We start from the raw sequence: 19,385 nt of genomic DNA on the forward strand, positions 1-19,385 counted from the left end.
TGCCCGTGCTTCGGCTGTGGCCGCAAGCGATTAATCGGGAGCGGCAGCGTGAACTTCAACCGGCAGCAATGCGCCGGGAGCCAGGACTCGCTATCCGTCGCAGCGACTGAGCGTGGTCGGCTGCGGGCCGATCGGATGACCGACGATGTCGGACAGAGTGCGGCAGGTTCCTTCGCTACACAGCCGCCACTCGCCGGCGAGCCCCGAATTGCCGAGCACGACGTTCGGCATCGGCGGCCGATGCGGGTGCCACTCGAACCAGCCGCCGACCAGCCTCGCCTCCGGCGCCGGTTCCATGCCGGCACCGCTGCCCTTTACCCGCGCGGTGATCAGTTCGAGGCCCTGCGGGGTGATGGTCCAGTCCTCCTGCCACTCGACCTTTTCGATCGAATGGGTCCAGGCCAGCGTGAAGGCGGCGATCGCCAGCGTCTTCACCACGCCGGCGGAGGCGACGCACAGGCTCATGCCGCCGCCACCGCACGGCGCGGGCGCTGCCGCCATTGCCATGTCACGATCAGTGCCGCGACCACGAAACCAACATAGTCGCTGTAGGGAAACTCGCCGAGCAGGCAGACCGCGGCGGCGAACGCCACCAGTCGTTCAACCACCGTCATCCGCGTGAACAGGAAACCGATCGACACCATGCCGAACAGGCCGATCGCAATCAGCGCCTTCAGCGTGGCGTACAGCACGGCGCCGTAGAAGCCGAGCTCGGCCGCCATCGCGTCACCGGGCTGCAGCATCAAGGCCGGCGAGTACACCGCGATGAACGGAATGACGTAGCCGGCGAGCGCGATCCGCATCGCCTCCCAGCCGATCTTGTCGGGCTTTTCGCGGGCGATCGGCGCAGCCGCCAGAGCCGCCAGCGCCACCGGCGGCGACAGGTCGGCCATGATCCCGTAGTAGAACGCGAACATGTGACTGACGATCAGCGGCACCCCGAGATTGGCGAGCGCCGGCGCCGCCAGCGCCGCGGTGATGATGTAGGTCGGGATCGTCGGAATGCCGGTGCCGAGCAGGATCGACAGCAGCATCGTCATCACCAGCGCCAGGAACAAGCTCTTCTCGCCGAGCCCGATCACCCAGGTGCCGAACACGGTGCCGACGCCGGTCTGCGTCATCATGCCGATGATGGTGCCGACGATGGCGCAGGCCATGCCGACGGTGAGCGCCGATTTGGCGCTGTCGGCCAGCGAATCCCGGCAGGCTTGCAGCGTGGCGCGGCCGCCGCGGGTGATCGCCGCGATCGCCACCAGCGCGGCGACGATGATCACGATCCGCATGATGTCGAGACCGTTGTGCGACACCGCGCCGACCACCAGGGCGAGCCCGATCCAGAATACGTAGCGCAGCGCCGCGTTGGAGAAACCGTGGACGATGCTGGCGCCGAGGATCAGCGCCACCGTGAGCGCCAGCCCCATCGAGCCGGCGTACAGCGGTGTGAAGCCCTCGAACAGCATGAACACCAGCGCCGCCAAGGGCAGGATCAAGTACCAGCGGTCGATCGCGGCGCGCAATGCGCTCGGGATCTCGGACGCCTTCATCCCGACCAGGCCGTGCTTGCCGGCCTCGAGGTGCACCATCCAGAACGCGGAGGCGAAATATAGGACCGCCGGAATCACCGCGGCCTTGACCACCACCGCGTAGTCGACGCCGAGGGTTTCGGCCATGATGAACGCGACCGCGCCCATCACCGGCGGCATGATCTGGCCGCCCATCGAGGCAGTGGCTTCGACGCCGGCCGCGAAGGCGCGGCGGTAGCCGAACTTGATCATCAGCGGAATGGTGAACTGCCCGACGGTGACGACATTGGCGACGCCGGAGCCGGAAATCGTGCCCATCATGCCGGAGGCGAACACCGCGACCTTGGCGGGGCCGCCGCGGCTGCGGCCGAATAGGCCGAGTGAGACGTCGGTGAACAGCTGGATCATGCCGGCGCGTTCCAGGAACGAGCCGAACAGGATGAACAGGAAGATGTAGGTCGCCGATACGTAGATCGGCACGCCGTAGAAGCCCTCGGTGCCGAACGACAGATGGGTGACGACCTGATCGAAATCGTAGCCGCGGTGATTGAACGGCGCCGGCAGATACTGGCCGAAGAACCAATACAGCAGACACACGCCGCACATGATCGGCAACGCCGAGCCCATCAACCGCCGCGTGCCTTCGAAGATCAGCACCGCCAGTAGCGTGCCGACCGCAAGATCGAGGTGCGTCGGGTCGCCGTCGCGCTGGATCAGATCGGCATAGAAGATCCACTGATACAGGCCGCAGAAGAAGCCGAGCGCGCCGGTGAGCCAGGCGATGGTGCGGCCGAAATTGGTCCGCGCGGTGAAATTGCCGATCAGCCCGAAAGTGAGCAGCAGCAGGAAGCCGACATGGACGCCGCGCACCACCTGGCTCGGCAGCACGTTCCAGGCGGCGATGACGAGCTGGAAGCTGGCAAAGGCGATCGCCACCGCATAGGCCAGATAGCGCCAACCGCGCGGCCCGAACCCGGCGGGAAAGCCGTGCTCGAAATTGTCGAACTCGACCTTGACGGCTCCGGGAGCCGGTTCGACCGCAACCTCAGCCTTCAACATCGATGACCGTTTCCGCCGCGTGGTTTGTTATGGGTTTGTTATTTTGAACGTCATGCGCGGGCTTGACCCGCGCATCCATCGCTCTTGCCAAGAAAGATGGATGGCCGGGTCGAGCCCGGCCATGACACCTTCATTGCGGGTCGCGCTTACTTCAGCACGCCCTTTTCCTTGAAGTACTTGATCGCGCCGGGATGCAGCGGGACCGGGCTGCCGGCGGCGGCGGTTTCCAGCTTGATGCCCTTGCCGGCGGCATGGGCGGTGGCGAGCTCCGGCAGCGACTCATAGACCAGCTTGGTCATCTGATAGGCCAGATCGTCCGACACCGCGCTCGAGGTCACCAGATAGTTGATCACGGCGGCGGTCGGCACGTCCTTGTCCTGACCCTTGTAGGTGCCGGCCGGGATCGTCTCGGCCACGAACGGCGGCCCGATCTTGTCGACCACCTCCTTCGGCACCGACACCACGTTGATCTCGGTCGAATTCGACAGATCCTTCAGCGACGCCACCCCGAGGCCGGCCGACTGCAGCGTGGCGGCGAGCTGGCGGTTCTTCATCAGGTCGACGGATTCGGCGAACGGCAGATATTCGACCTTGCCGAGATCCTTGTAGTCCATCCCGGCCGCCTTCAGGATCGCGCGCGAGTTCAGCTCGGTGCCGGACTTCGGCGCGCCGACCGACAGGCTCTTGCCCTTCAGATCGGCCAACGTCTTGATGCCGGAATCGGCGGTGGCGACGATCTGGATGTAGTTCGGATAGATCGCGCCGATCACCCGCAGCTTGTCCAGCTTGGACTTGAAGCCGGCTTCGGCGTCGCCATCCCAGGCGGCTTTGAGCGAATCGCCGAGGCTGAACGCGATCTCGCCGCGGCCCTGCTGCAGCAGATTGAGGTTTTCGACCGACGCCTTGGTGGCCTGCACCTGCGCCTTCACGTTGGGAATCTTCTCGCCGTAGATCTTGGCGATCGCAACCCCGAGCGGATAGTACACCCCGGAGGTGCCGCCAGTCAGCACGTTGACGAATTGCTGAGCGCGGGCTTGCGGCGCCGCCAGGAAAACCACCGCAGCCGCGGCAACACCGAACAATCTGGCCTTCATGAACAGTTTTCTCCCCTAAGTTATTATTGAGAAACTGACCGGCCAAAACGTCGCGGTCAACCCGTCAAATCGGCGATCGCGGCCGGCAGCGCGGAACCGGATGGCAGGGGCCGGAATTGTACGTTTCCGTTCAAAGCAGCCGACGAGGTGCGCGTGCCGCCCAAGCCTGCCCAGCCGTTGGCCCGGCCGCTCGATGCCTTGAATTTTTTCCTAGCTGACGTCCGCGACGGCCTGGGGCCGTATCTGGCGATCTATCTGCTGGCGGTGCAAAACTGGAACGAGGCCTCGATCGGCCTGGTGATGACGATCGCGGCGGCGGCCGGCATCCTAGCGCAGACCCCGGCCGGCGCGCTGATCGACCGCTCCACAGCCAAGCGCGGCCTGATCATTGCGGCGGCGCTGCTGGTCACGATCGCGTCGGTGGTTCTGCCGTGGCTGGACAGCTTCGTGCTGGTCGCGGCGACCCAGGCGGTGGCGGCGGCCGCCGGCGCGATCTTCGCCCCCGCAGTGGCGGCGCTGACGCTCGGCATCGTCGGCCCCCGCGCCTTCGCCCGCCGCACCGGCCGCAACGAAGCCTTCAACCACGCCGGCAATGCGGTGGCGGCGATGCTGGCCGGCGCATTCGCCTATGGGTTCGGTCCCGGCGTGGTGTTCTGGCTGATGGCCGCGATGGCGCTCGCCAGTATCCTCGCCACGCTGTCGATCCCGGCGAGCGCGATCGACGACGAGGTCGCCCGCGGCCTCGGCGACGATCACCTGCCGGGCGACCATCATGAGCAGCCGTCCGGCTTCAAGGTGCTGCTCACCTGCCGGCCGCTGTTGATCTTCGCCGGCGCCACGGTGCTGTTTCACTTCGCCAACGCCGCGATGCTGCCGCTGGTCGGGCAGAAGCTGGCGCTGGTGAACAAGAACCTCGGTACCACGCTGATGTCGGTGTGCATCGTCGCCGCCCAGGTGGTGATGGTGCCGGTGGCGGCCCTGGTCGGCCACAAGGCCGACGCCTGGGGCCGCAAGCCGATCTTCGCGGTGGCGCTCGGCGTGCTGGCGCTGCGCGGCGCGCTGTATCCCTTGTCCGACGATCCATATTGGCTGGTCGGGGTGCAACTGCTCGACGGCGTCGGCGCCGGGATCTTCGGGGCACTGTTTCCGCTGGTGGTGGCCGATCTCACCCACGGCACCGGCCACTTCAACGTCAGCCAGGGCGCGATCGCGACCGCCGCCGGCTTGGGAGCGGCGCTGTCGACCGGCTTTGCCGGATTGATCGTGGTCAGCGCCGGCTACAGCGCAGCGTTCCTGGCGCTTGCGGCGATCGCCGCCGTGGCGCTGGTGCTGTTCCTGGTCTTGATGCCTGAGACGCGCGGGCAGGCGGCAGCCGCAAATCCGGCCACGGCGCCTGCGCCCGCCGCATCCGCGGTTTAGGCGCCCGATGGGCTGTCGGTGAACCGGAATCAGATTTCGATCAGCAGCCTCAAAGTCGACAGCACCCGTCGTTCGCTGGTCGGCTTACCGACATTGGGCACGCCGGCCAAAAGGTCTCCGCATTGGTGTTCCGGCTTGTCGTAGGCGCTCGCGACCGGGACGTTGCTTGCCGTGAGTCGTTCCGCGACCGGTGTCACCAGTTCGCTGCCGAGATTGACGTCCAACATCGCCACCGTCGGCAATCCTTCCTCCAGCAGGCGCAGGGCCTCCTTCACCGTTCCGACGGGGCCGATCACGGTCCAGCCATCGGCTTCGACCATCCGGGCCAGATCCATAGCGATCAGGAACTCGTCCTCGACGATGAGAACCGTCTTCTGCACGATGCACTTTCAATTCGGGAGCGAATCGCTCCTCAGCGGCACGAAGATCTCGGCCCGTAAACCCTCGACCGCGTAGTCCAGTTCCGAACGACCTCCGAGACTGTAGCTCGCCACCGAGCGGATCAGCTTGGTTCCGTAGCCTGTGCTGGCCGGCGGCGTCACCACGGGGCCGCCATGCTCGACCCAGCTCAGCCGAAGCTCGGTTTTATCGGCATCGATGGTCCAGCTCACGCGAACCTCGCCGCCCGCCTTGGAGAGGGCACCGTATTTGGCGGCGTTGGTCGCCAGTTCGTGGCAGATCAAACCGAGCGAGCTGAGCGAGCGGGACGCGAGCTCGACTGCCGGACCTGGCTCGATCACGATCGCTGCCGGACCTGCTTGGTAGGGAGCCAGAATTCGCTCCAGCAAAGCGGCCAGCACGGTCTCGTCCTGTTTGACGAAGGCCAGATCCTCGGCCTCCATCAAGGCGCCCAGCCGGCCCAGGAGATCGTCTCTGTATTGCTGCGCAGACCGTCCTTCGATCGGGGTCTGCCGCGCCAGAGATTGCGCCACGCCGAATAGATTCTTGATGCGGTGACGCATCTCGCCAAGCAGCAGATCCTTGGCGACATCGCGCTGGAACCGCTCGGTCGCATCGACGATCGACAGCAGCATCGAATGGCTGGCGTTGTCGGGATGCACCAGGGTGCGCGCCGTCAACAACATCGTCCGCGATCCCAGGCCCGGGAAGACGTGATCGACCTGGTAGTTGATGACCGCCGTCGCCTTGGGAATGACCTCGAGCAGCAGCCGGCGGAGGTCAGGAATATCCCACTGACCGTTGCCAAGCTCGAACAGCGGCTGACCAATCGTCTCGTAGCGGTCGACCTTGAAGGTTTCGAAAAACGACCGGCTGGCGTTCTGCACGCACAGGCTGGCGTCCAGCACCAGCATGGGATCGGCGACCGTATCGACAATACCTTGCGCCTGGACGTGGCTGGTGCGCAGCAGCCGATAAAGGTCTTCCATGTTCATCCGACAGCCCCGGAACACAAACACCAAACAACTACAAATAAACCCCAATCGTCACAATCCAGGAACCCGATCGCAAGGACTCAAGGCCCATGACGTGGTGTCGAGAGAGTTTCATGCGGCTCTGCTAAACTTTCCGACCCGCGCCTGAAGCCGCAACGCAAGAGTCTTGCTCGATGACGTATCCGCCGTCCGACCCGTCCGCGTTCGATCGCCGCACCGTGCTGCGCGGGGCCCTCGGCGCCGGGCTGATCGGACTCACGCCGATCCAGGCTGGCGCCGCCGCTCCGGTATCATTTAGCTCCGATCCGTTCACGCTCGGCGTCGCATCGGGCGATCCGGCACCGGACGGCTTCGTGCTGTGGACCCGGCTGGCGCCGGAACCGCTGAAGGCCCGAGGCGGCATGAACGCTCATCCGGTCGAGGTCACGGTCGAGATCGCCGACGATCCGGCGATGGCCCGGATCCTGCGCAGCGAACGGGCAATCGCCCATCTCGAGCTGGCGCATTCGGTGCACGTCGAGATCGAGGGGCTGGAGCCCGGGCGCGACTACTTCTACCGCTTCCGCGCCGGCGACGCCGAAAGCCCGGTCGGCCGCGCCCGCACCCTGCCGGCGCCGGACGCAAAGCCGTCGCAGCTCCGCTTCGCCGCGGCCGGGTGCCAGCGCTGGGAGGGCGGATACTACTCGGCCTGGCGCGCGATCGCCGAAGACCAGCTCGACTTCGTGTTCCACTACGGCGACTACATCTACGAATACGGCTTTGCGACCCACGACAAAGACGGCGCGCCGTGGCCGCGGACGATGCCGAAGGACTTTCCGGCCTGCTACACGCTCACCGACTATCGCCGGCGCTATGCGCTGTACAAGTCCGACCCGGACCTCAAGGCCGCGCACGCATCCTGCCCGTTCCTGCCGAGCTTCGACGACCACGAGATCGCCAATAATTGGGCCGGCGACAGCGACCCGAAACACACCCCTGCCGAAGCGTTCCTGTCTCGCCGCGCCATGGCGCTGCAAGCCTGGTACGAGCACATGCCGGTGCGTCGGGCACAGCGGCCGCGCGGGCCGGACGTCACTGCCTATCGCGGCTTCCGGTTCGGTGCGCTGGCGGACATCGCAGTACTCGACACCCGGCAGTATCGATCGCGACAGCCGTGCGGCAACGGCTTCCTGGCGGGCTGCGCCGAGGCCGAAGCGCCGGACCGGACCATGCTCGGTGCCGCACAGGAGCAATGGCTTGCGACCCGGCTGAGACAGGGCGACGCAACCTGGCGGGTGCTGGCCCAGCAAGTGCTGTTCGCGCCGTTCGACTGGCGCGGCTTTCCCCGAATCGAAGACCGCGGCGCGCCGGTCGCCGATGTCGATACATGGAACGGCGCCACCGCGGCGCGTGACCGGGTAATCGCGATGCTGGACGAGGCCAAGACCAGTAACGCAGTGGTACTCAGCGGCGACCTGCATCGGGCGCTGGCGCTCGAGCTGCATCGTGACGTCCACCATCCGGACGCGCCTGCAGTCGGCGTGGAATTTCTCTCGACCTCGATCTCATCGGTCGGCGGCGCCCCGGCGAACGACGCAGCGCTCGCCGCGATGTATCGCAACAATCCGCACTTGAAACTCTTCAGCGATCAGCGCGGTTACACCCGCCACATCGTGACGCCACAGCAGTGGCAGGCCGACTACCGGGCGATCGACAGCATCACCGCCCCCGGTCACCCGGCGCAGACCATTGGGTCGTTTACGATCGAAGCCGGCCGCCCCGGACTCATCACTCGCTAACGACAATCGGAAGAGGCGGCGCCGACGCGCGCGGTCACGCTGGTCCTCGCCGAATCGCCCGCATAGGATCATGCTGGCTGCTCGACGAAGTTGGCTGCGCTGCCCGGCAGCGCCGGCAACGCCCAAGGGACTCGATGATCGAACCCCGCCTTTCGCCCTCGCAAATCAGCCGGCGTCGCTTGCTGCGCGGCGCCGCCGCCGCGCTCGCACTGCCGCTGCTGACGCGAGCCGCTCGTGCCGGCAACTGGCCCGACCGGCCGGTGACCCTGGTGGTGCCGTTCGCACCCGGCGGCACCACCGACATCCTCGCCCACATCGTCGCCGAGGTTCTGACCGAGCACTACCGCCAGCCCTTCATCATCGCCAACAAAGCCGGCGCCAGCGGCAACATCGCGGCGGCTTTTGTGGCGAGCGCCCCGCCCGACGGCTACACCTTGCTGATCGGCACGCCCGGCATCCACGCCACCAACCGCCTTGTCTATCGCAGCATGGGCTACGACCCCGCCGCCGACTTCGCGCCGGTGATTCTGATCGCCCGCGTTCCAAATCTGTTGTCGGTGGCCAAGTCGCTGCCGGTGACCAGCGTCGCCGAGCTGATCGACTACGCACGCCAGCGTCCGCGTCAGCTGGTCTATGGCGTTTCGGCGCTGGGCTCGACCGGCCATCTGTCGACCGAGCTGTTCAAGTCCATGACCGGAGTCGAGATCACGCCGCTGCCGTTCAAAGGATCGGCGCCGATGCTGCGCGATCTCGCCGACGGCCGGGTACATCTCACGATCGACAATCTGCCGGCCGCCAAGCCGTTTCTCGAAGCCGGCACGATCCGCCCGCTGGCACTGACGACAGCGAAACGCTGGGCGCCGATGCGGCAGCTGCCGACCATCGCCGAATCCGGCCTCCCCGGCTACGACACCGCGTCCTGGTTCACCATCGGCGCACCGCGCGCGACGCCGCCGGAGATCGTGACCAACCTCAACACCACGGTCGCGGCGTTTCTCCGCAGCAAGAGCGGCACCGACAAACTACGTCGGATCGGCGCCGAGCCCAGCGGCGGCTCGCCGGACGCCATGCAGCGTCACGTGCTCGTCGAGATCGAGCGCTGGGACAAAGTGGCAAAGACCGCGGGGGTCATGCCGCTGTAACCGCAGCGCGCAGGCCGCTTGTACCTGATTACCATCATTCGACTGCCCCGCAATTTCGATCGCGGCGGTGGCACGAAACCTAAGTCCATCTGATCGCGCGCGTTTCAATCGATCGCATTTGATTCATAGGCACCCGTTTAACCCTACCCGGGACTTAGTGTGGGTTACGGTTTAATTCCACATTTTGAACTCTCTCCAACCCCTAAAGTTTGGCGCGTTATTTCGGGGGGTGGACCACATGAGAGCAACGACGGAAGCCGAAGCGTGTGTGCCAGCGGGCGGCTTCGGCCGCCGCAAGGTGGCGCCGCGCGCGTGCATCGTCGATCGCAAGCCGCATCTGCGGGCTTTCCTGGCCGACACGCTGGAGGAACATCGTTTCGTCACCAGCGAATGCGCGGGGGCGTTGGAACTGCCGGTGCGGCTCGCCGAGCATCAGCCCGACCTGCTGGTGATCGGCGCGACAGTCGACGGCATCGAGGCGGAAGCTATTCTCGACGCGCTGGCTGCGGCCCGCTTCGCGGGCTGCGTCCTGACAATCGCGCCGCGCGAAACCATCATGTCGGACGCCATCCGCCGCCACGGCGCCGAGCGCGGATTGAAGATGCTGCCGCCCCTGGCGACGCCGTTCAGCGCCCAAACGCTGAACCTCAGCTTGACGCCGCTGCTGCCGCAGGAACCGGCGCCGGAGCCGGAGATCGACGTCGCTGAGGCGCTGAAGGCCGGCTGGCTCGAGCTCTGGTATCAACGCTGTGTCGACGCACATTCGCTGACTCCGCAGGGCGCCGAGGCACTGCTGCGTATGCGGCATCCGAATTGGGGCGTGGTGTCGCCGTCGGCCTTCGTGCCGGACGGCAACGATCCGCATTACCGCGCATTGTCGGAATTCGTGGTGAAGCGCGCGGTCGCCGACTGGCACTATCTGCTGGACCATCAGGGCCCGATCGACCTGTCGATCAACCTGCCGGTGAGCTTTCTCAACGACGACAACGCGCTCGACGACCTCGCCGGCTGGATTCCGCAGCATCCGGCGTTCGGCGGCCTGATCGTCGAAGTCGACGCCGCGGAGATTGTCGATCATCTTCCCGAGATGGCGGAAATCGGCCGGCGGCTGCGGCTGCGCAACGTCGCGATCGCGATCGACAAAGTCGGCGCCGATTGGCCGGCCCTGATGTATCTCGACGACTTTCCGTTCGTCGAATTGAAGGTCGACCGCTCGTTCGTCACCGGCTGCGCCGACGACCGGCTGAAGCGCTCGGTGTGCAAGCGGATCATCGAACTGGCCGGCGATTACGGCGCGCGCTGCACCGCGACCGGAATTGAAACCCGGGCCGACTTCCAAACCGCGCACGAGCTCGGCTTCGACAAGATGCAGGGCTATCTGTTCGGCAAGCCGATGGGGCTGAAGAAATTCGCTCGCGCGGCGCATGCGCGCCCCGTCGCGATACACGACTGAGCGGCGCCGGAGCGCCGCGTCAGTCGAACGTCATGTCCACGCATTTGGAGACGTCGTCGCCGAGGCCGGACGCGATGATGATGCAACCGCGCAGCCGGCGCTGCTTAGTTTCGGCGGCCCACACGACGTAGCCCCCCGGGCCGAAGAATGCGTTGGTGTTGGCCGGCTCGGTCTCGGCGCCGTCGAATTGATAATCGCCGTCGGCATCGAAGATCCGCGGCCGTCGGAAGCAGCCACCGTCGGTCTGAACGTTGATGACTTCCTTGTTGTCGCGCGTCATCGCCAGGCTGACGACGCAGCGGAAATATTCCGACGTCTTGACGTTGAACAGATACGCATAGGACCTGCAGGTGGCGGTGACCAGCTTGCCGGGGCTCATGCCACGGCTGCAGGCGATGCGTTGATTGTTGCTCAGCCTGTACTCGTCGGCCGCTGCCGGCGCCGATGCGGCGAGCGCGGTCAGCCCTACCGCCAGCATCGCGCCGATCCAACGGCCTTGCATCGCGCGCTTGTGCATCGTCGTCCTCCCCGCTGTGATCGCCGCGTGAACGGCGATTCGGCGGCCGAACCATAGCGGCGCGAGCAACCGGGTAAAATCACAAAGTCGAACCGTTGGCCGACGACATCCGCCCGACATCAGACCGCGGCATGATTGACGTAAGATCGCCGTTCGTGATCTGTTCAAGCCTCCGCTGCATCAAGATGACGATCCGCCGAATCTCCTCGCCCCCGCCGGCCTGCCTCCTCGGAGCCCTCGCGATGACCGCCTCTCCTATCACCGTGCTGACGACGGCCGTGGCCCTTACGGCGCTGAGCTCGCTCGCTCACGCGGAGGCCGGCGAACCGTGGGTGCTGTCGCCGGACATGGGCTACGGATACACCCGCGACGGCAAGATGCTGACCTACAAGATGGGCACCAGCAACGCCAAGGAGCTGTTCAAAGGCGCCAAGAAGGTGCCGCGCCAGACGCTGTTCTTCGTCGGTGCGAACGGCCAGCTCTATATGCGCTCCGGGCCGTTCCTCGAAGGCGACGGCAGCTTCAAGTTCGGCGCCGATCAGTAGCGCCGACCACCACTAGGATCAGCGCTGCGCGGTGGTCTCGAATGCGGCGAACAGCTCGCGCGCGCCGGGATTGTTGCTGTTGGCGTCCATCCGCGCATCGGTGACCGCGAGCAACTTCGCCACCGTGTTGTGGCGAATCGCCACCGGATTGCGCTCGTAGCCGGAGCGCTGGAAGAAGTTCGAGGTCGGCACGATTTCGCGCGTCTCCTGCGGCATCGTCACCATGTCGAGACCGGTGCTGTCGCCGGTGAGATTCATCATCTCCAGTTCGGCGGCGGTGAGCCGCTCGCGATAGCCCTTGCGCTGCGCGAACACCACCGAGGTCAAGAGCTTGTGGGTCTGCAGCAGCGGGCCGACGTCGACGTCCAGCACCAGCGCGTGCACGCCCCAGCCTTGCGGCGTGCGGCCGAGCTTCTCGTGCTCGCTCCATGTCCCGGGGATCGAGCGCGCGAACGCCACCATCCGTTTCACCACCGCGATCTTGCGTTCGAGCGCGTGCCGCCGCGGCCCGGACGAGGTCGCGGCCTGCTCGTTCAGCGACTTGATGATCTGGTTGCCCTGCTCGGCCAGCAGCACCAAGGTGTTGGTCGTGAGCAGCTGATTGTAGCCGATCGCGGTCGAGATCGGCCGCGACCCGGCCCGCTTCTTGCTGAGCCCGGACTGCATGTCGTGCTCACCGTTGCCGCCGGTCTCGAACGCGTAGACCCGCACCGCCTGATCGCGGGTCAGCCCGGCTTCGCGCGCGGCACGGGCATAAGCGCGCTTGAACTCGGCCTCGCTCGACGGGCGCTGCGGCGTGAACTGATAGTACTGGGCGGCGGCACGGACGAAGTCGGCGACCACGGGAAGCGACTTGCGCTCGCGCGGCGGTTCGGTCGACGGTTCGGGATCAATCGGCCGCTTCGGCCCGGAATAGACCGGCGGCTGCACCAGCACATAATCGTCGAGCGTGATCTGCTCGCCGGTGCGGCGCTTGGCGTTGCGGATGCGGCGGCGTTCGGCGATCGCGTCCCAATAGGCACCGGCGTCGCGTTCGAATTCGGCGCGCGCGGCCTGATATTGCTGAAGCCGGTAGCGATATTCGGCGATTGCCTGCGGCGAGGCGGCCTGCGCCATCGCGTTCGCCACCGATGACGGCAGCGGCACCGCGGTTTGGGCGAGCGCGTGGGTTCCGAAAGCGAGCAGCGCTACCGGGGCGAACCGGGCGAGATGGATGATCGAATGAGCCATGCCGCATCCTCGCCCGATAGGGTGAATGAACCGTTTCCCCACAGCTTGCGGCGCACATCACAAACTGTGAACCGGGCGATTGTTTGTTGGAGCACGCGCCCTGACGGCGAGGGAGCGCGCCGCTCCGGCTATTTCCAGGCGAACACAGGCTGTTCGAGATCGGCGACGCGGGTGACGCGACCCGCCAGCACTTCGCGGAACTGATAGATCAGCGCCGCGGTCGGGGCGTGGATGAAGTCGCCGTCATAGCGGAACCGGACCACTCGGCGGTCGCTCTCCGGGATCGAGGTGAAGTCGAACGCATCCGGCGGCGCGATCTCGCCGAGGCCGACGTGATGCACCGACGCGACTTCGTCCGGGTTCGGCACCAGCGGCCCTGCCGAAGCGGCCCACGCCACCACCGGCGTCACCAGATAGCCGGAGCGGGTCGGATAGTCGTCGAGGATGCCGAGCACGTCGCCGGCGTTCAGCGCCAGGCCGAGCTCCTCGTGCAATTCCCGCAGCGCGGTTTCAGGTGCGGTCTCGCCGGCGTCGCAGCGACCGCCGGGCAGCGCCCATTGATACGCATGCGAACGCAGCCGCGGCGAGCGCCGTGTCAGCAGGAACGCGGCACGGCCGTCGTCCGCCGCCACCAGCGCGATCGCGACCGCGGCGCGCTTCAGCCCGGCCGGCGTCAGCCCGTCGTCGTGACGCGGAAAATTCGCGCAGCGCGCGGCGATCAGGGCTCGGGTAGCGTCGTCATGCGCGTGGCTCATGGTTCTTGACTACACTGCGCGCCTGACCGAGGAAACCGTTGCCGCCGCGCAAGGCTCTGCGGCGACGGAGAGGCGATCGATGACCGAGACCACCACTGCCCGCAGCATGAAGGCCGACGGCTGGAGCGTGATCCACGACGACGGCTTCATCGATCTGGTCGGGCCGCTGTGGCATCGCTGCGTCGACGGCACCAACGAATACGCGATTGCGACCGCGGCCAAGCACCGCAACAAGCGCGGCCTGGTGCAGGGCGGGCTGATGATGACGCTGGCGGACCGCACTTCGGGGATCGCGGCGCGCGATCAGTCCGGCGCGCCGCATCTAGCCACGGTGCAGATGGACACGCATTTCGTCGACGCCGCCGAGATCGGCGAGGTGCTGATCTCGCGGCCGCGGGTGGTGCGATCGACGCGCAGCCTGATCTTCACCTCGACCGAAATCAGCGTCGACCGCCGCTGCATCATCCTGGCGCACGGCGTGTTCAAGATCGTGCGGCCGCGCTGACGGCCACGCCGCAGCTCAGGCCGCGCGGCACCACCGCGCCAGCGCGTCCAGCGTCACCAGGGAATCGCCCGCGCCGGCGCCGGCCAGATGCCGATACGGCGCGTCCGGCTCGCCGAGATCGCTCAGCACCGCCAGCGCGCCGGGGAAGTCATCACCTTCGGTGTAAAGCCCCGGGGTGACGATGGTGGGCAGCCCGGCGGCGCGCGCCGCGCGCACCCCGTTGGTGGAATCCTCGAACGCGACGCAAGCGGCCGCCGGCAGCTTCAGCGCGTCGAGCACGTAGAGATAGATGTCCGGCGCCGGCTTCTTGGCAGGCACCACGTCCCCCGCCCCGACCACATCGAACAGCGCCATCGCGTCCGGCCCGAGCGAGGACTCGAGCAGCGCCTCGACATTCGGCAGGCTGGTGGTGGTGGCGATGCCGAGCTTCACCCCCGCCGCCTTCGCCTCGCGGATCAGCCGCGCCACGCCCGGGCGCAGCGCCGCGCCGGCAGCGACCAGCGCGGTGTATCGGTCGGTCTTGGCCCGATGCAGCTCCGGGATGCGATCGGCCGCGCGTTCGGCGCCCTCGGGGCTGGACCTAAGGAAATGCGCGATCCGCTCCTTGCCGCCGGTGACGTCGAGCAGCTTGCGATACAGCGCCGCATCCCAATGCCACGGCAGCTGTTCCGCCGCGAAGGTCGCATTGAAGGCCTGACGGTGCAGTTCTTCGGTCTCGGCAAGCGTGCCATCGACGTCGAAAATCAGAGCGGAAGGTAACATAAAACCGACTTACTCCATCTCTGTGCCGATCGGCCGAGAAGTGAACAAAAAACGGACCTGACAATGACTTAGGCAAGGTGTAAAGTAAACTTTACAACACCATCAAGTGTACTGATGTCAGATCTCGAACAGGACTACTCCGCCCTGCGCAAATGCGAGAAGTGCGGCGGCGAGATGAAGCTGATCGGCCGGTTGCCGCGACGGCTGCAACATCCCGCGCGCACCGTATTCCGCTGCGCTGCCTGCGACAATGTCGTCCAGGAGTAGGCATCCCGCCTGCCTGGCCGCGGGCATCGCTGCGTATGCGACGCTTTTGACGCCTTTCACCCCCGCCAAGCCAGAGCATCCTGCATCAGCCGCTGCAATTGCTGGCCGGTAAACGGCTTGGCCAGACAGTAGACGCCATTTTGCGGCGTCATGCCCTCGCGCTCCAGCATCGTCGCATCGAATTCGGGCAGGCGACCGCTGATCACAATGATCGGCAGATCGGGCTTGGCGGCCCGCACCGCGGCGAGCACGGTCATGCCCTGCACCTTGGGCAGGCTGAGGTCGATCAGTGCGATAGCCGGTGTGCTCTGGGACAGAAGATCGAGCGCCGCCGAGCCGTTATCGCACAACGTCACGCGATGACCGGCTTTTCCCAACGACAGATTCAGCACGGTACGGACCGCAGGCTCGTCGTCGACGACCAGCACCTCCATCACCACCTCTTGGCAGGCGTAAGGACCGTGAGCGCCGCGACGCGGAACAAAGACCGGCTGTGACGGTGTCAGACTGCCGCAGTTTACGAAACCAGCGCAACTGGTAGCGCTACGAGCGCCGGAGAGCGGCGCCCGCCTGTCGCACGCCCCTGTGAGGGCAAGCTGGTTACAGCGAAACCTCCATCAGGTCGCGGGCGACCACGAGCGAGCCGTTGTAGTGCTTCCTGACGTCCTGCATCCACATCTCGTCGGTGATGGTGTCGATGTCGCCCGGCACCAGATGCGTCATCACCAGCTTCTTGACCTTGGCGGCGGCGGCGAGCTTGCCGAGATCTTCGGTGGTGGTGTGTGACGCCAGCAGATGTTCCTTCAGCGTCGAGGCATTCTTGATCCGCGCCGCCAGCGCGTCGACGCCGGGCACGTACAGCGCTTCATGGATCAAGAGATCGGCGCCTTCGGCGAATTTCGCGATCTCCGGATTGTAGGCGGAGTCGCAGACATAGACGATGACGCCCTTCGGGGTCTCGAACTTGTAGGCGTAGTTGCGCTCCAGGATCGGCGGATGCGGGGTGCGCAGCGCGGTGACCTTGACCTTGTCGGTCGCCATCACCGGACCGGACTCGGTGATCTCCTTGACCACCAGGAATTTGCGCGGATCGGGCTTGCCCTCGTCGGGCATCCGGATCTCGATATCGTCCTTCATCGACTGCCAGAACGCCTTCGCCAGCCCGTCGAGACCGACCGGCCCGAATGCGTCGATCGGGTGATTGAGCCCGGCCGACCACGCGCCATAGACCATGTTGCCGAATTCGAGCACGTGGTCGGAATGCATGTGGGTGACGAACACATAGCGCAGGCTCGGCAGCGCCACCTTGGCTTCGACCAGCCGCCGCGCGACGCCGTAGCCGCAATCGATCACGAACGGAACGCCGTCGACCAGAAGCACGTTGGCCGGATTGGAGCGGCCGGTGCCGATCCGCGGCCCACCTTTGGTGCCGAGGAAGATCCACTTCACGCCCTCGCCGCCACCCTGCTGCGCCGCCGCAGCCGCGCTCTTCAGGCCGAGCGCGCCGGCGACCCCGCCAGCCAGAGACAAGTGTAGAAGCGTGCGCCGATCGATGGCCATCGCTGATCCTTTCAAGGGTGAGAGACAGAGAAAGATTAGACCGAGACAGCGCCCATCAGAACAGGGCGCGCTCGCTGCGCTCCGGACTACGCTGCACGGACATTGCCGAGGAATTCCGAAATCCGCATCGTCAAGTCGTTGCTGCGCGACGACAGGTCTCCGGCCTTGGCGATCATCCGCATCGCGGCCGCCTCCGCTTCGGCCATCGCCGTCGACACCGCACCGACATTGGCGGACACGTCCTTGGTACCAGCCGCGGCCTGCTGGGCGTTGTCGGCGATCTCGCCGGTCGACTGACGCTGCTGGGTCACCGACGCCGAGATGTCGCCGGTCACCGCATCGACCCGGTCGATGGTTGCACCGATCACCTTGATGACTTCGACCACCGCCGCGGTTTCGCTTTCGACGCTGGCGATCTGCTCGGCGATCTCCTCGGTCGCCTTGGCGGTTTGTGTCGCCAGAGTCTTCACTTCGTTGGCGACCACGGCGAAACCGCGGCCGGCTTCGCCGGCGCGCGCGGCCTCGATCGTGGCGTTGAGCGCCAAGAGGTTGGTCTGGCTGGCGATACCCTGGATGAACTTGATGATCGCGCCGATCTTCTCGACCGCACCGTTGAGTCCGTCGATCCGGGTGTTAGCATCGGCGACCTCGCGCACCGCCTCCGCCGCAATGCCGGCACAGACTTCGAGCCGTTCGGCCACATTGGCGATCGCGACGCTCATTTCCTCAGCGCCGCTGGCGATGGTGGCGACGTTGACCGACGCCTCCTCGGCGCCAGCGGCGACGCTGGTCGCCTGGGTCGCGGCGCCGGACGCCAACCGCGAGCAGAACTCCGCATCCTCGCGCATCGCCTGGCCGGCGACGGTGACGCCCTGGATCGCCTCGTGGCTGGCGGCGTCGAACGCCCGCGTGAGCTCCTCGATCCGCTCGGCCCGGGCTTCACGGGCGCGGCGTTCGGCGGCGGTCTCGTTCTCCAGTTCGGCGGCGGCGATGGCGTTGAGGCGCAACGTCTCGAGCGCCGCCGCGATCTCGCCGATCTCGTCGCTGCGGTGACGCCCCGGGACATCGACGGCACGGTCGCCGTCGGCCAACCGCGAGATCACCGCGGTCATCGCCATCAGCGGGCGGACCACGCGCCGGTCGAACACGATCACGACGCCGACCACCAGGGCCAGAACCAGTACCAGGCCGGCACACACCGCACCGAGCCGGATCAGCGCTGTGTCGCGCTCGTGCTCCGCGACCTCGGTCGCCTGGGCCAGCGCGACGTCGCGGATCGGCATCACCGCCTTGGCGGGTTCGACCAGACGCCTCAGCACCTCCTGGAACGACACGCCGTAATCGCCGCTGGTGAGCCCCTTCGCAGTCATCTCGGCGATGAAGCTGTCGGCCTTGCCGAAAAACTCGCGCTCGGCCGCCTGAACCGCGGCCTTCAGCGCCGGCATCTCGCCATATTGCGAGGCGGTCGCCTGCAGCCTATTCCAGGCGTGGCGGATCTCGCCGGTCAGCGCCGACGATTGCTCGATGTCGGCGATCGTCAGCTTCTTGGCGTTGCCGGCGGCGCGGGTGAAGTAACCGGCGCGGCGGCCGGCGGAGTCGCGCATATCCCAGGCGAGCCGCGCCACTTCGATCAGACTGCCGACATTGTCCTGCGCGATGGCCGCGGAACGCTCGAGCGGATTGGCAATGTCATTGAGCTGGGAAGTCAGCGCCAGCATCTGCGGCACGTAGTCCCTGATCAGCGCGGGGTCACGCTCGGCGCGCGGCAACCGGTAGGCGGCGTCGAGCCTTCCGTAGAGCACGGTGAGCCCTTGATCGACGCGATTGAGCGAGCCAAGCGCGCGGTCACGCTCGCCGTATTGCGCGGCGGTGATCGCGGCACGCGTCTTGGTCAGCACCTGAGCCAGCACCTCGCGGGTGCGAGCGATGCCGGCGAGCGCTGCGTCGTTCGCGGGTGCATCGGCAATCAGCGCGGCGTTCTGCGGGCCGCGACTGACGGACGCCTGCTCGGTCGCCTGCAACAGCGCCGTCATCGCCGTGGCGAGCCGCGCGGCTTCGTTGGCATTTTGATAGTCGCGCCAGCTCTGGACGACGAAGATCGCAGCCGCTGCCGCAATGACGATTGTCATTGCGGCGACACACATCATGAAAAGAGCACGTACGCGCATGAAGCCCCCGTTCGCTGCGAGGCATTCGTACTGGTACGAGTTAAAGTTCGGATAAGTCGGCGTTCCAGAATGTCAGAACTTGTCGTGACATTGCGGTGACGCGCTTGATACGCGCCATGCAGACATGGCGCGGCGTTGCGCAATTGCCCGGACGGACGCAACAATCGATCGATCCAGCGCCTTGCGGCCTCGCATCATGCTCATCACGCAGGCA

General features: G+C 66.3%; 19 protein-coding genes. 7 read left to right on the forward strand and 12 right to left on the reverse strand.

The features are described 5' to 3' along the window. Positions 1-90: 90 nt before the first annotated feature. The 3 genes from DNX69_RS13085 to DNX69_RS13095 all read right to left on the reverse strand — a co-directional run bounded on the left by DNX69_RS13085 (position 91) and on the right by DNX69_RS13095 (position 3,676). Positions 91-501, reverse strand: a complete 411-nt coding sequence (locus DNX69_RS13085; protein ID WP_110786425.1) for a DUF1850 domain-containing protein — start codon at positions 499-501, stop codon at positions 91-93. Continuing rightward, the gene (locus DNX69_RS13090; RefSeq protein WP_110786426.1) at positions 462-2,582 is read right to left on the reverse strand and encodes a TRAP transporter permease; all 2,121 of its coding nucleotides are present in this window, start codon (positions 2,580-2,582) and stop codon (positions 462-464) included. Before DNX69_RS13090 ends, DNX69_RS13085 begins: the two co-directional genes overlap by 40 nt. A gap of 146 nt (positions 2,583-2,728) precedes the next feature. Then, positions 2,729-3,676 (reverse strand): TAXI family TRAP transporter solute-binding subunit, encoded by a 948-nt coding sequence (locus tag DNX69_RS13095; protein WP_110786427.1) that lies wholly within the window; start codon positions 3,674-3,676, stop codon positions 2,729-2,731. 153 nt (positions 3,677-3,829) lie between these two features. Between DNX69_RS13095 and DNX69_RS13100 the strand changes: the two genes are divergently transcribed. Further along, positions 3,830-5,095, forward strand: a complete 1,266-nt coding sequence (locus DNX69_RS13100; RefSeq protein ID WP_110787607.1) for an MFS transporter — start codon at positions 3,830-3,832, stop codon at positions 5,093-5,095. A 29-nt stretch (positions 5,096-5,124) separates the two neighbouring features. On the opposite strand, the gene DNX69_RS13105 is transcribed toward DNX69_RS13100, so the two are convergent. Further along, positions 5,125-5,475, reverse strand: coding sequence for a response regulator (locus DNX69_RS13105; RefSeq protein WP_110786428.1), 351 nt, complete (start codon positions 5,473-5,475; stop codon positions 5,125-5,127). A 9-nt stretch (positions 5,476-5,484) separates the two neighbouring features. Beyond that, complete coding sequence (locus DNX69_RS13110; RefSeq protein WP_110786429.1) at positions 5,485-6,489, reverse strand: HWE histidine kinase domain-containing protein; 1,005 nt, start codon at positions 6,487-6,489, stop codon at positions 5,485-5,487. Positions 6,490-6,662: 173 nt separating this feature from the next. On the opposite strand from DNX69_RS13110, the gene DNX69_RS13115 reads away from it, so the two are divergent. The 3 genes from DNX69_RS13115 to DNX69_RS13125 all read left to right on the forward strand — a co-directional run bounded on the left by DNX69_RS13115 (position 6,663) and on the right by DNX69_RS13125 (position 10,862). Beyond that, on the forward strand, positions 6,663-8,267 hold the full coding sequence (locus DNX69_RS13115) for an alkaline phosphatase D family protein (protein WP_110786430.1): 1,605 nt from the start codon (positions 6,663-6,665) through the stop codon (positions 8,265-8,267). 134 nt (positions 8,268-8,401) lie between these two features. Continuing rightward, on the forward strand, positions 8,402-9,409 hold the full coding sequence (locus tag DNX69_RS13120) for a Bug family tripartite tricarboxylate transporter substrate binding protein (RefSeq protein WP_110786431.1): 1,008 nt from the start codon (positions 8,402-8,404) through the stop codon (positions 9,407-9,409). A 238-nt stretch (positions 9,410-9,647) separates the two neighbouring features. Continuing rightward, positions 9,648-10,862, forward strand: a complete 1,215-nt coding sequence (locus tag DNX69_RS13125) for an EAL domain-containing response regulator (RefSeq protein WP_110786432.1) — start codon at positions 9,648-9,650, stop codon at positions 10,860-10,862. Between the two features lie 19 nt (positions 10,863-10,881). Here the strand turns inward: DNX69_RS13125 and DNX69_RS13130 are convergent, their stop codons facing one another. Further along, positions 10,882-11,340: a hypothetical protein gene (locus tag DNX69_RS13130; protein ID WP_234827013.1), complete on the reverse strand. Its 459-nt coding sequence runs from the start codon at positions 11,338-11,340 to the stop codon at positions 10,882-10,884. A 281-nt stretch (positions 11,341-11,621) separates the two neighbouring features. Here DNX69_RS13130 and DNX69_RS13135 point away from each other — a divergent pair, with 281 nt between their 5' ends. Then, positions 11,622-11,924 carry a hypothetical protein gene (locus DNX69_RS13135; RefSeq protein ID WP_110787608.1) on the forward strand — a complete coding sequence of 101 codons (303 nt, stop codon included), beginning with the start codon at positions 11,622-11,624 and terminating at the stop codon, positions 11,922-11,924. Positions 11,925-11,942: 18 nt separating this feature from the next. Here the strand turns inward: DNX69_RS13135 and DNX69_RS13140 are convergent, their stop codons facing one another. Both DNX69_RS13140 and DNX69_RS13145 read right to left on the reverse strand, forming a co-directional pair. After that, a complete protein-coding gene (locus DNX69_RS13140; protein ID WP_110786434.1) occupies positions 11,943-13,154 on the reverse strand; it encodes a hypothetical protein in 1,212 nt (403 codons plus the stop codon). A 128-nt stretch (positions 13,155-13,282) separates the two neighbouring features. Then, complete coding sequence (locus DNX69_RS13145; protein ID WP_110786435.1) at positions 13,283-13,909, reverse strand: NUDIX hydrolase; 627 nt, start codon at positions 13,907-13,909, stop codon at positions 13,283-13,285. A 79-nt stretch (positions 13,910-13,988) separates the two neighbouring features. On the opposite strand from DNX69_RS13145, the gene DNX69_RS13150 reads away from it, so the two are divergent. Continuing rightward, positions 13,989-14,414, forward strand: a complete 426-nt coding sequence (locus tag DNX69_RS13150) for a PaaI family thioesterase (RefSeq protein WP_110787609.1) — start codon at positions 13,989-13,991, stop codon at positions 14,412-14,414. Between the two features lie 15 nt (positions 14,415-14,429). Here DNX69_RS13150 and DNX69_RS13155 read toward each other — a convergent pair whose 3' ends face one another. Further along, complete coding sequence (locus DNX69_RS13155; protein WP_110786436.1) at positions 14,430-15,176, reverse strand: HAD family hydrolase; 747 nt, start codon at positions 15,174-15,176, stop codon at positions 14,430-14,432. Between the two features lie 114 nt (positions 15,177-15,290). Here DNX69_RS13155 and DNX69_RS26335 point away from each other — a divergent pair, with 114 nt between their 5' ends. After that, a complete protein-coding gene (locus tag DNX69_RS26335; RefSeq protein ID WP_165825256.1) occupies positions 15,291-15,443 on the forward strand; it encodes a hypothetical protein in 153 nt (50 codons plus the stop codon). A 56-nt stretch (positions 15,444-15,499) separates the two neighbouring features. On the opposite strand, the gene DNX69_RS13160 is transcribed toward DNX69_RS26335, so the two are convergent. The 3 genes from DNX69_RS13160 to DNX69_RS13170 all read right to left on the reverse strand — a co-directional run bounded on the left by DNX69_RS13160 (position 15,500) and on the right by DNX69_RS13170 (position 19,132). Then, positions 15,500-15,877 (reverse strand): response regulator, encoded by a 378-nt coding sequence (locus tag DNX69_RS13160; RefSeq protein ID WP_110786437.1) that lies wholly within the window; start codon positions 15,875-15,877, stop codon positions 15,500-15,502. A 166-nt stretch (positions 15,878-16,043) separates the two neighbouring features. Beyond that, positions 16,044-17,003: an MBL fold metallo-hydrolase gene (locus DNX69_RS13165; RefSeq protein ID WP_110786438.1), complete on the reverse strand. Its 960-nt coding sequence runs from the start codon at positions 17,001-17,003 to the stop codon at positions 16,044-16,046. Between the two features lie 86 nt (positions 17,004-17,089). Then, complete coding sequence (locus DNX69_RS13170; RefSeq protein WP_165825257.1) at positions 17,090-19,132, reverse strand: methyl-accepting chemotaxis protein; 2,043 nt, start codon at positions 19,130-19,132, stop codon at positions 17,090-17,092. Positions 19,133-19,385: the final 253 nt, after the last annotated feature.

It is taken from the genome of Rhodopseudomonas palustris, assembly GCF_003226555.1.
Classification (GTDB): domain Bacteria; phylum Pseudomonadota; class Alphaproteobacteria; order Rhizobiales; family Xanthobacteraceae; genus Rhodopseudomonas; species Rhodopseudomonas palustris_I.

What these genes read in the sequence shown, in the direction of transcription:
- DNX69_RS13085 (WP_110786425.1), bottom strand. Translation starts at nt 501, where the DNA reads ATGGCGGCAGCGCCCGCGCCGTGCGGTGGCGGCGGCATGAGCCTGTGC.
- DNX69_RS13090 (WP_110786426.1), bottom strand. Translation starts at nt 2,582, where the DNA reads ATGTTGAAGGCTGAGGTTGCGGTCGAACCGGCTCCCGGAGCCGTCAAG.
- DNX69_RS13095 (WP_110786427.1), bottom strand. Translation starts at nt 3,676, where the DNA reads ATGAAGGCCAGATTGTTCGGTGTTGCCGCGGCTGCGGTGGTTTTCCTG.
- DNX69_RS13110 (WP_110786429.1), bottom strand. Translation starts at nt 6,489, where the DNA reads ATGAACATGGAAGACCTTTATCGGCTGCTGCGCACCAGCCACGTCCAG.
- DNX69_RS13115 (WP_110786430.1), top strand. Translation starts at nt 6,663, where the DNA reads ATGACGTATCCGCCGTCCGACCCGTCCGCGTTCGATCGCCGCACCGTG.
- DNX69_RS13120 (WP_110786431.1), top strand. Translation starts at nt 8,402, where the DNA reads ATGATCGAACCCCGCCTTTCGCCCTCGCAAATCAGCCGGCGTCGCTTG.
- DNX69_RS13125 (WP_110786432.1), top strand. Translation starts at nt 9,648, where the DNA reads ATGAGAGCAACGACGGAAGCCGAAGCGTGTGTGCCAGCGGGCGGCTTC.
- DNX69_RS13130 (WP_234827013.1), bottom strand. Translation starts at nt 11,340, where the DNA reads ATGCTGGCGGTAGGGCTGACCGCGCTCGCCGCATCGGCGCCGGCAGCG.
- DNX69_RS13135 (WP_110787608.1), top strand. Translation starts at nt 11,622, where the DNA reads ATGACCGCCTCTCCTATCACCGTGCTGACGACGGCCGTGGCCCTTACG.
- DNX69_RS13140 (WP_110786434.1), bottom strand. Translation starts at nt 13,154, where the DNA reads ATGGCTCATTCGATCATCCATCTCGCCCGGTTCGCCCCGGTAGCGCTG.
- DNX69_RS13145 (WP_110786435.1), bottom strand. Translation starts at nt 13,909, where the DNA reads ATGAGCCACGCGCATGACGACGCTACCCGAGCCCTGATCGCCGCGCGC.
- DNX69_RS13150 (WP_110787609.1), top strand. Translation starts at nt 13,989, where the DNA reads ATGACCGAGACCACCACTGCCCGCAGCATGAAGGCCGACGGCTGGAGC.
- DNX69_RS13155 (WP_110786436.1), bottom strand. Translation starts at nt 15,176, where the DNA reads ATGTTACCTTCCGCTCTGATTTTCGACGTCGATGGCACGCTTGCCGAG.
- DNX69_RS26335 (WP_165825256.1), top strand. Translation starts at nt 15,291, where the DNA reads ATGTCAGATCTCGAACAGGACTACTCCGCCCTGCGCAAATGCGAGAAG.
- DNX69_RS13160 (WP_110786437.1), bottom strand. Translation starts at nt 15,877, where the DNA reads ATGGAGGTGCTGGTCGTCGACGACGAGCCTGCGGTCCGTACCGTGCTG.
- DNX69_RS13165 (WP_110786438.1), bottom strand. Translation starts at nt 17,003, where the DNA reads ATGGCCATCGATCGGCGCACGCTTCTACACTTGTCTCTGGCTGGCGGG.
- DNX69_RS13170 (WP_165825257.1), bottom strand. Translation starts at nt 19,132, where the DNA reads ATGACAATCGTCATTGCGGCAGCGGCTGCGATCTTCGTCGTCCAGAGC.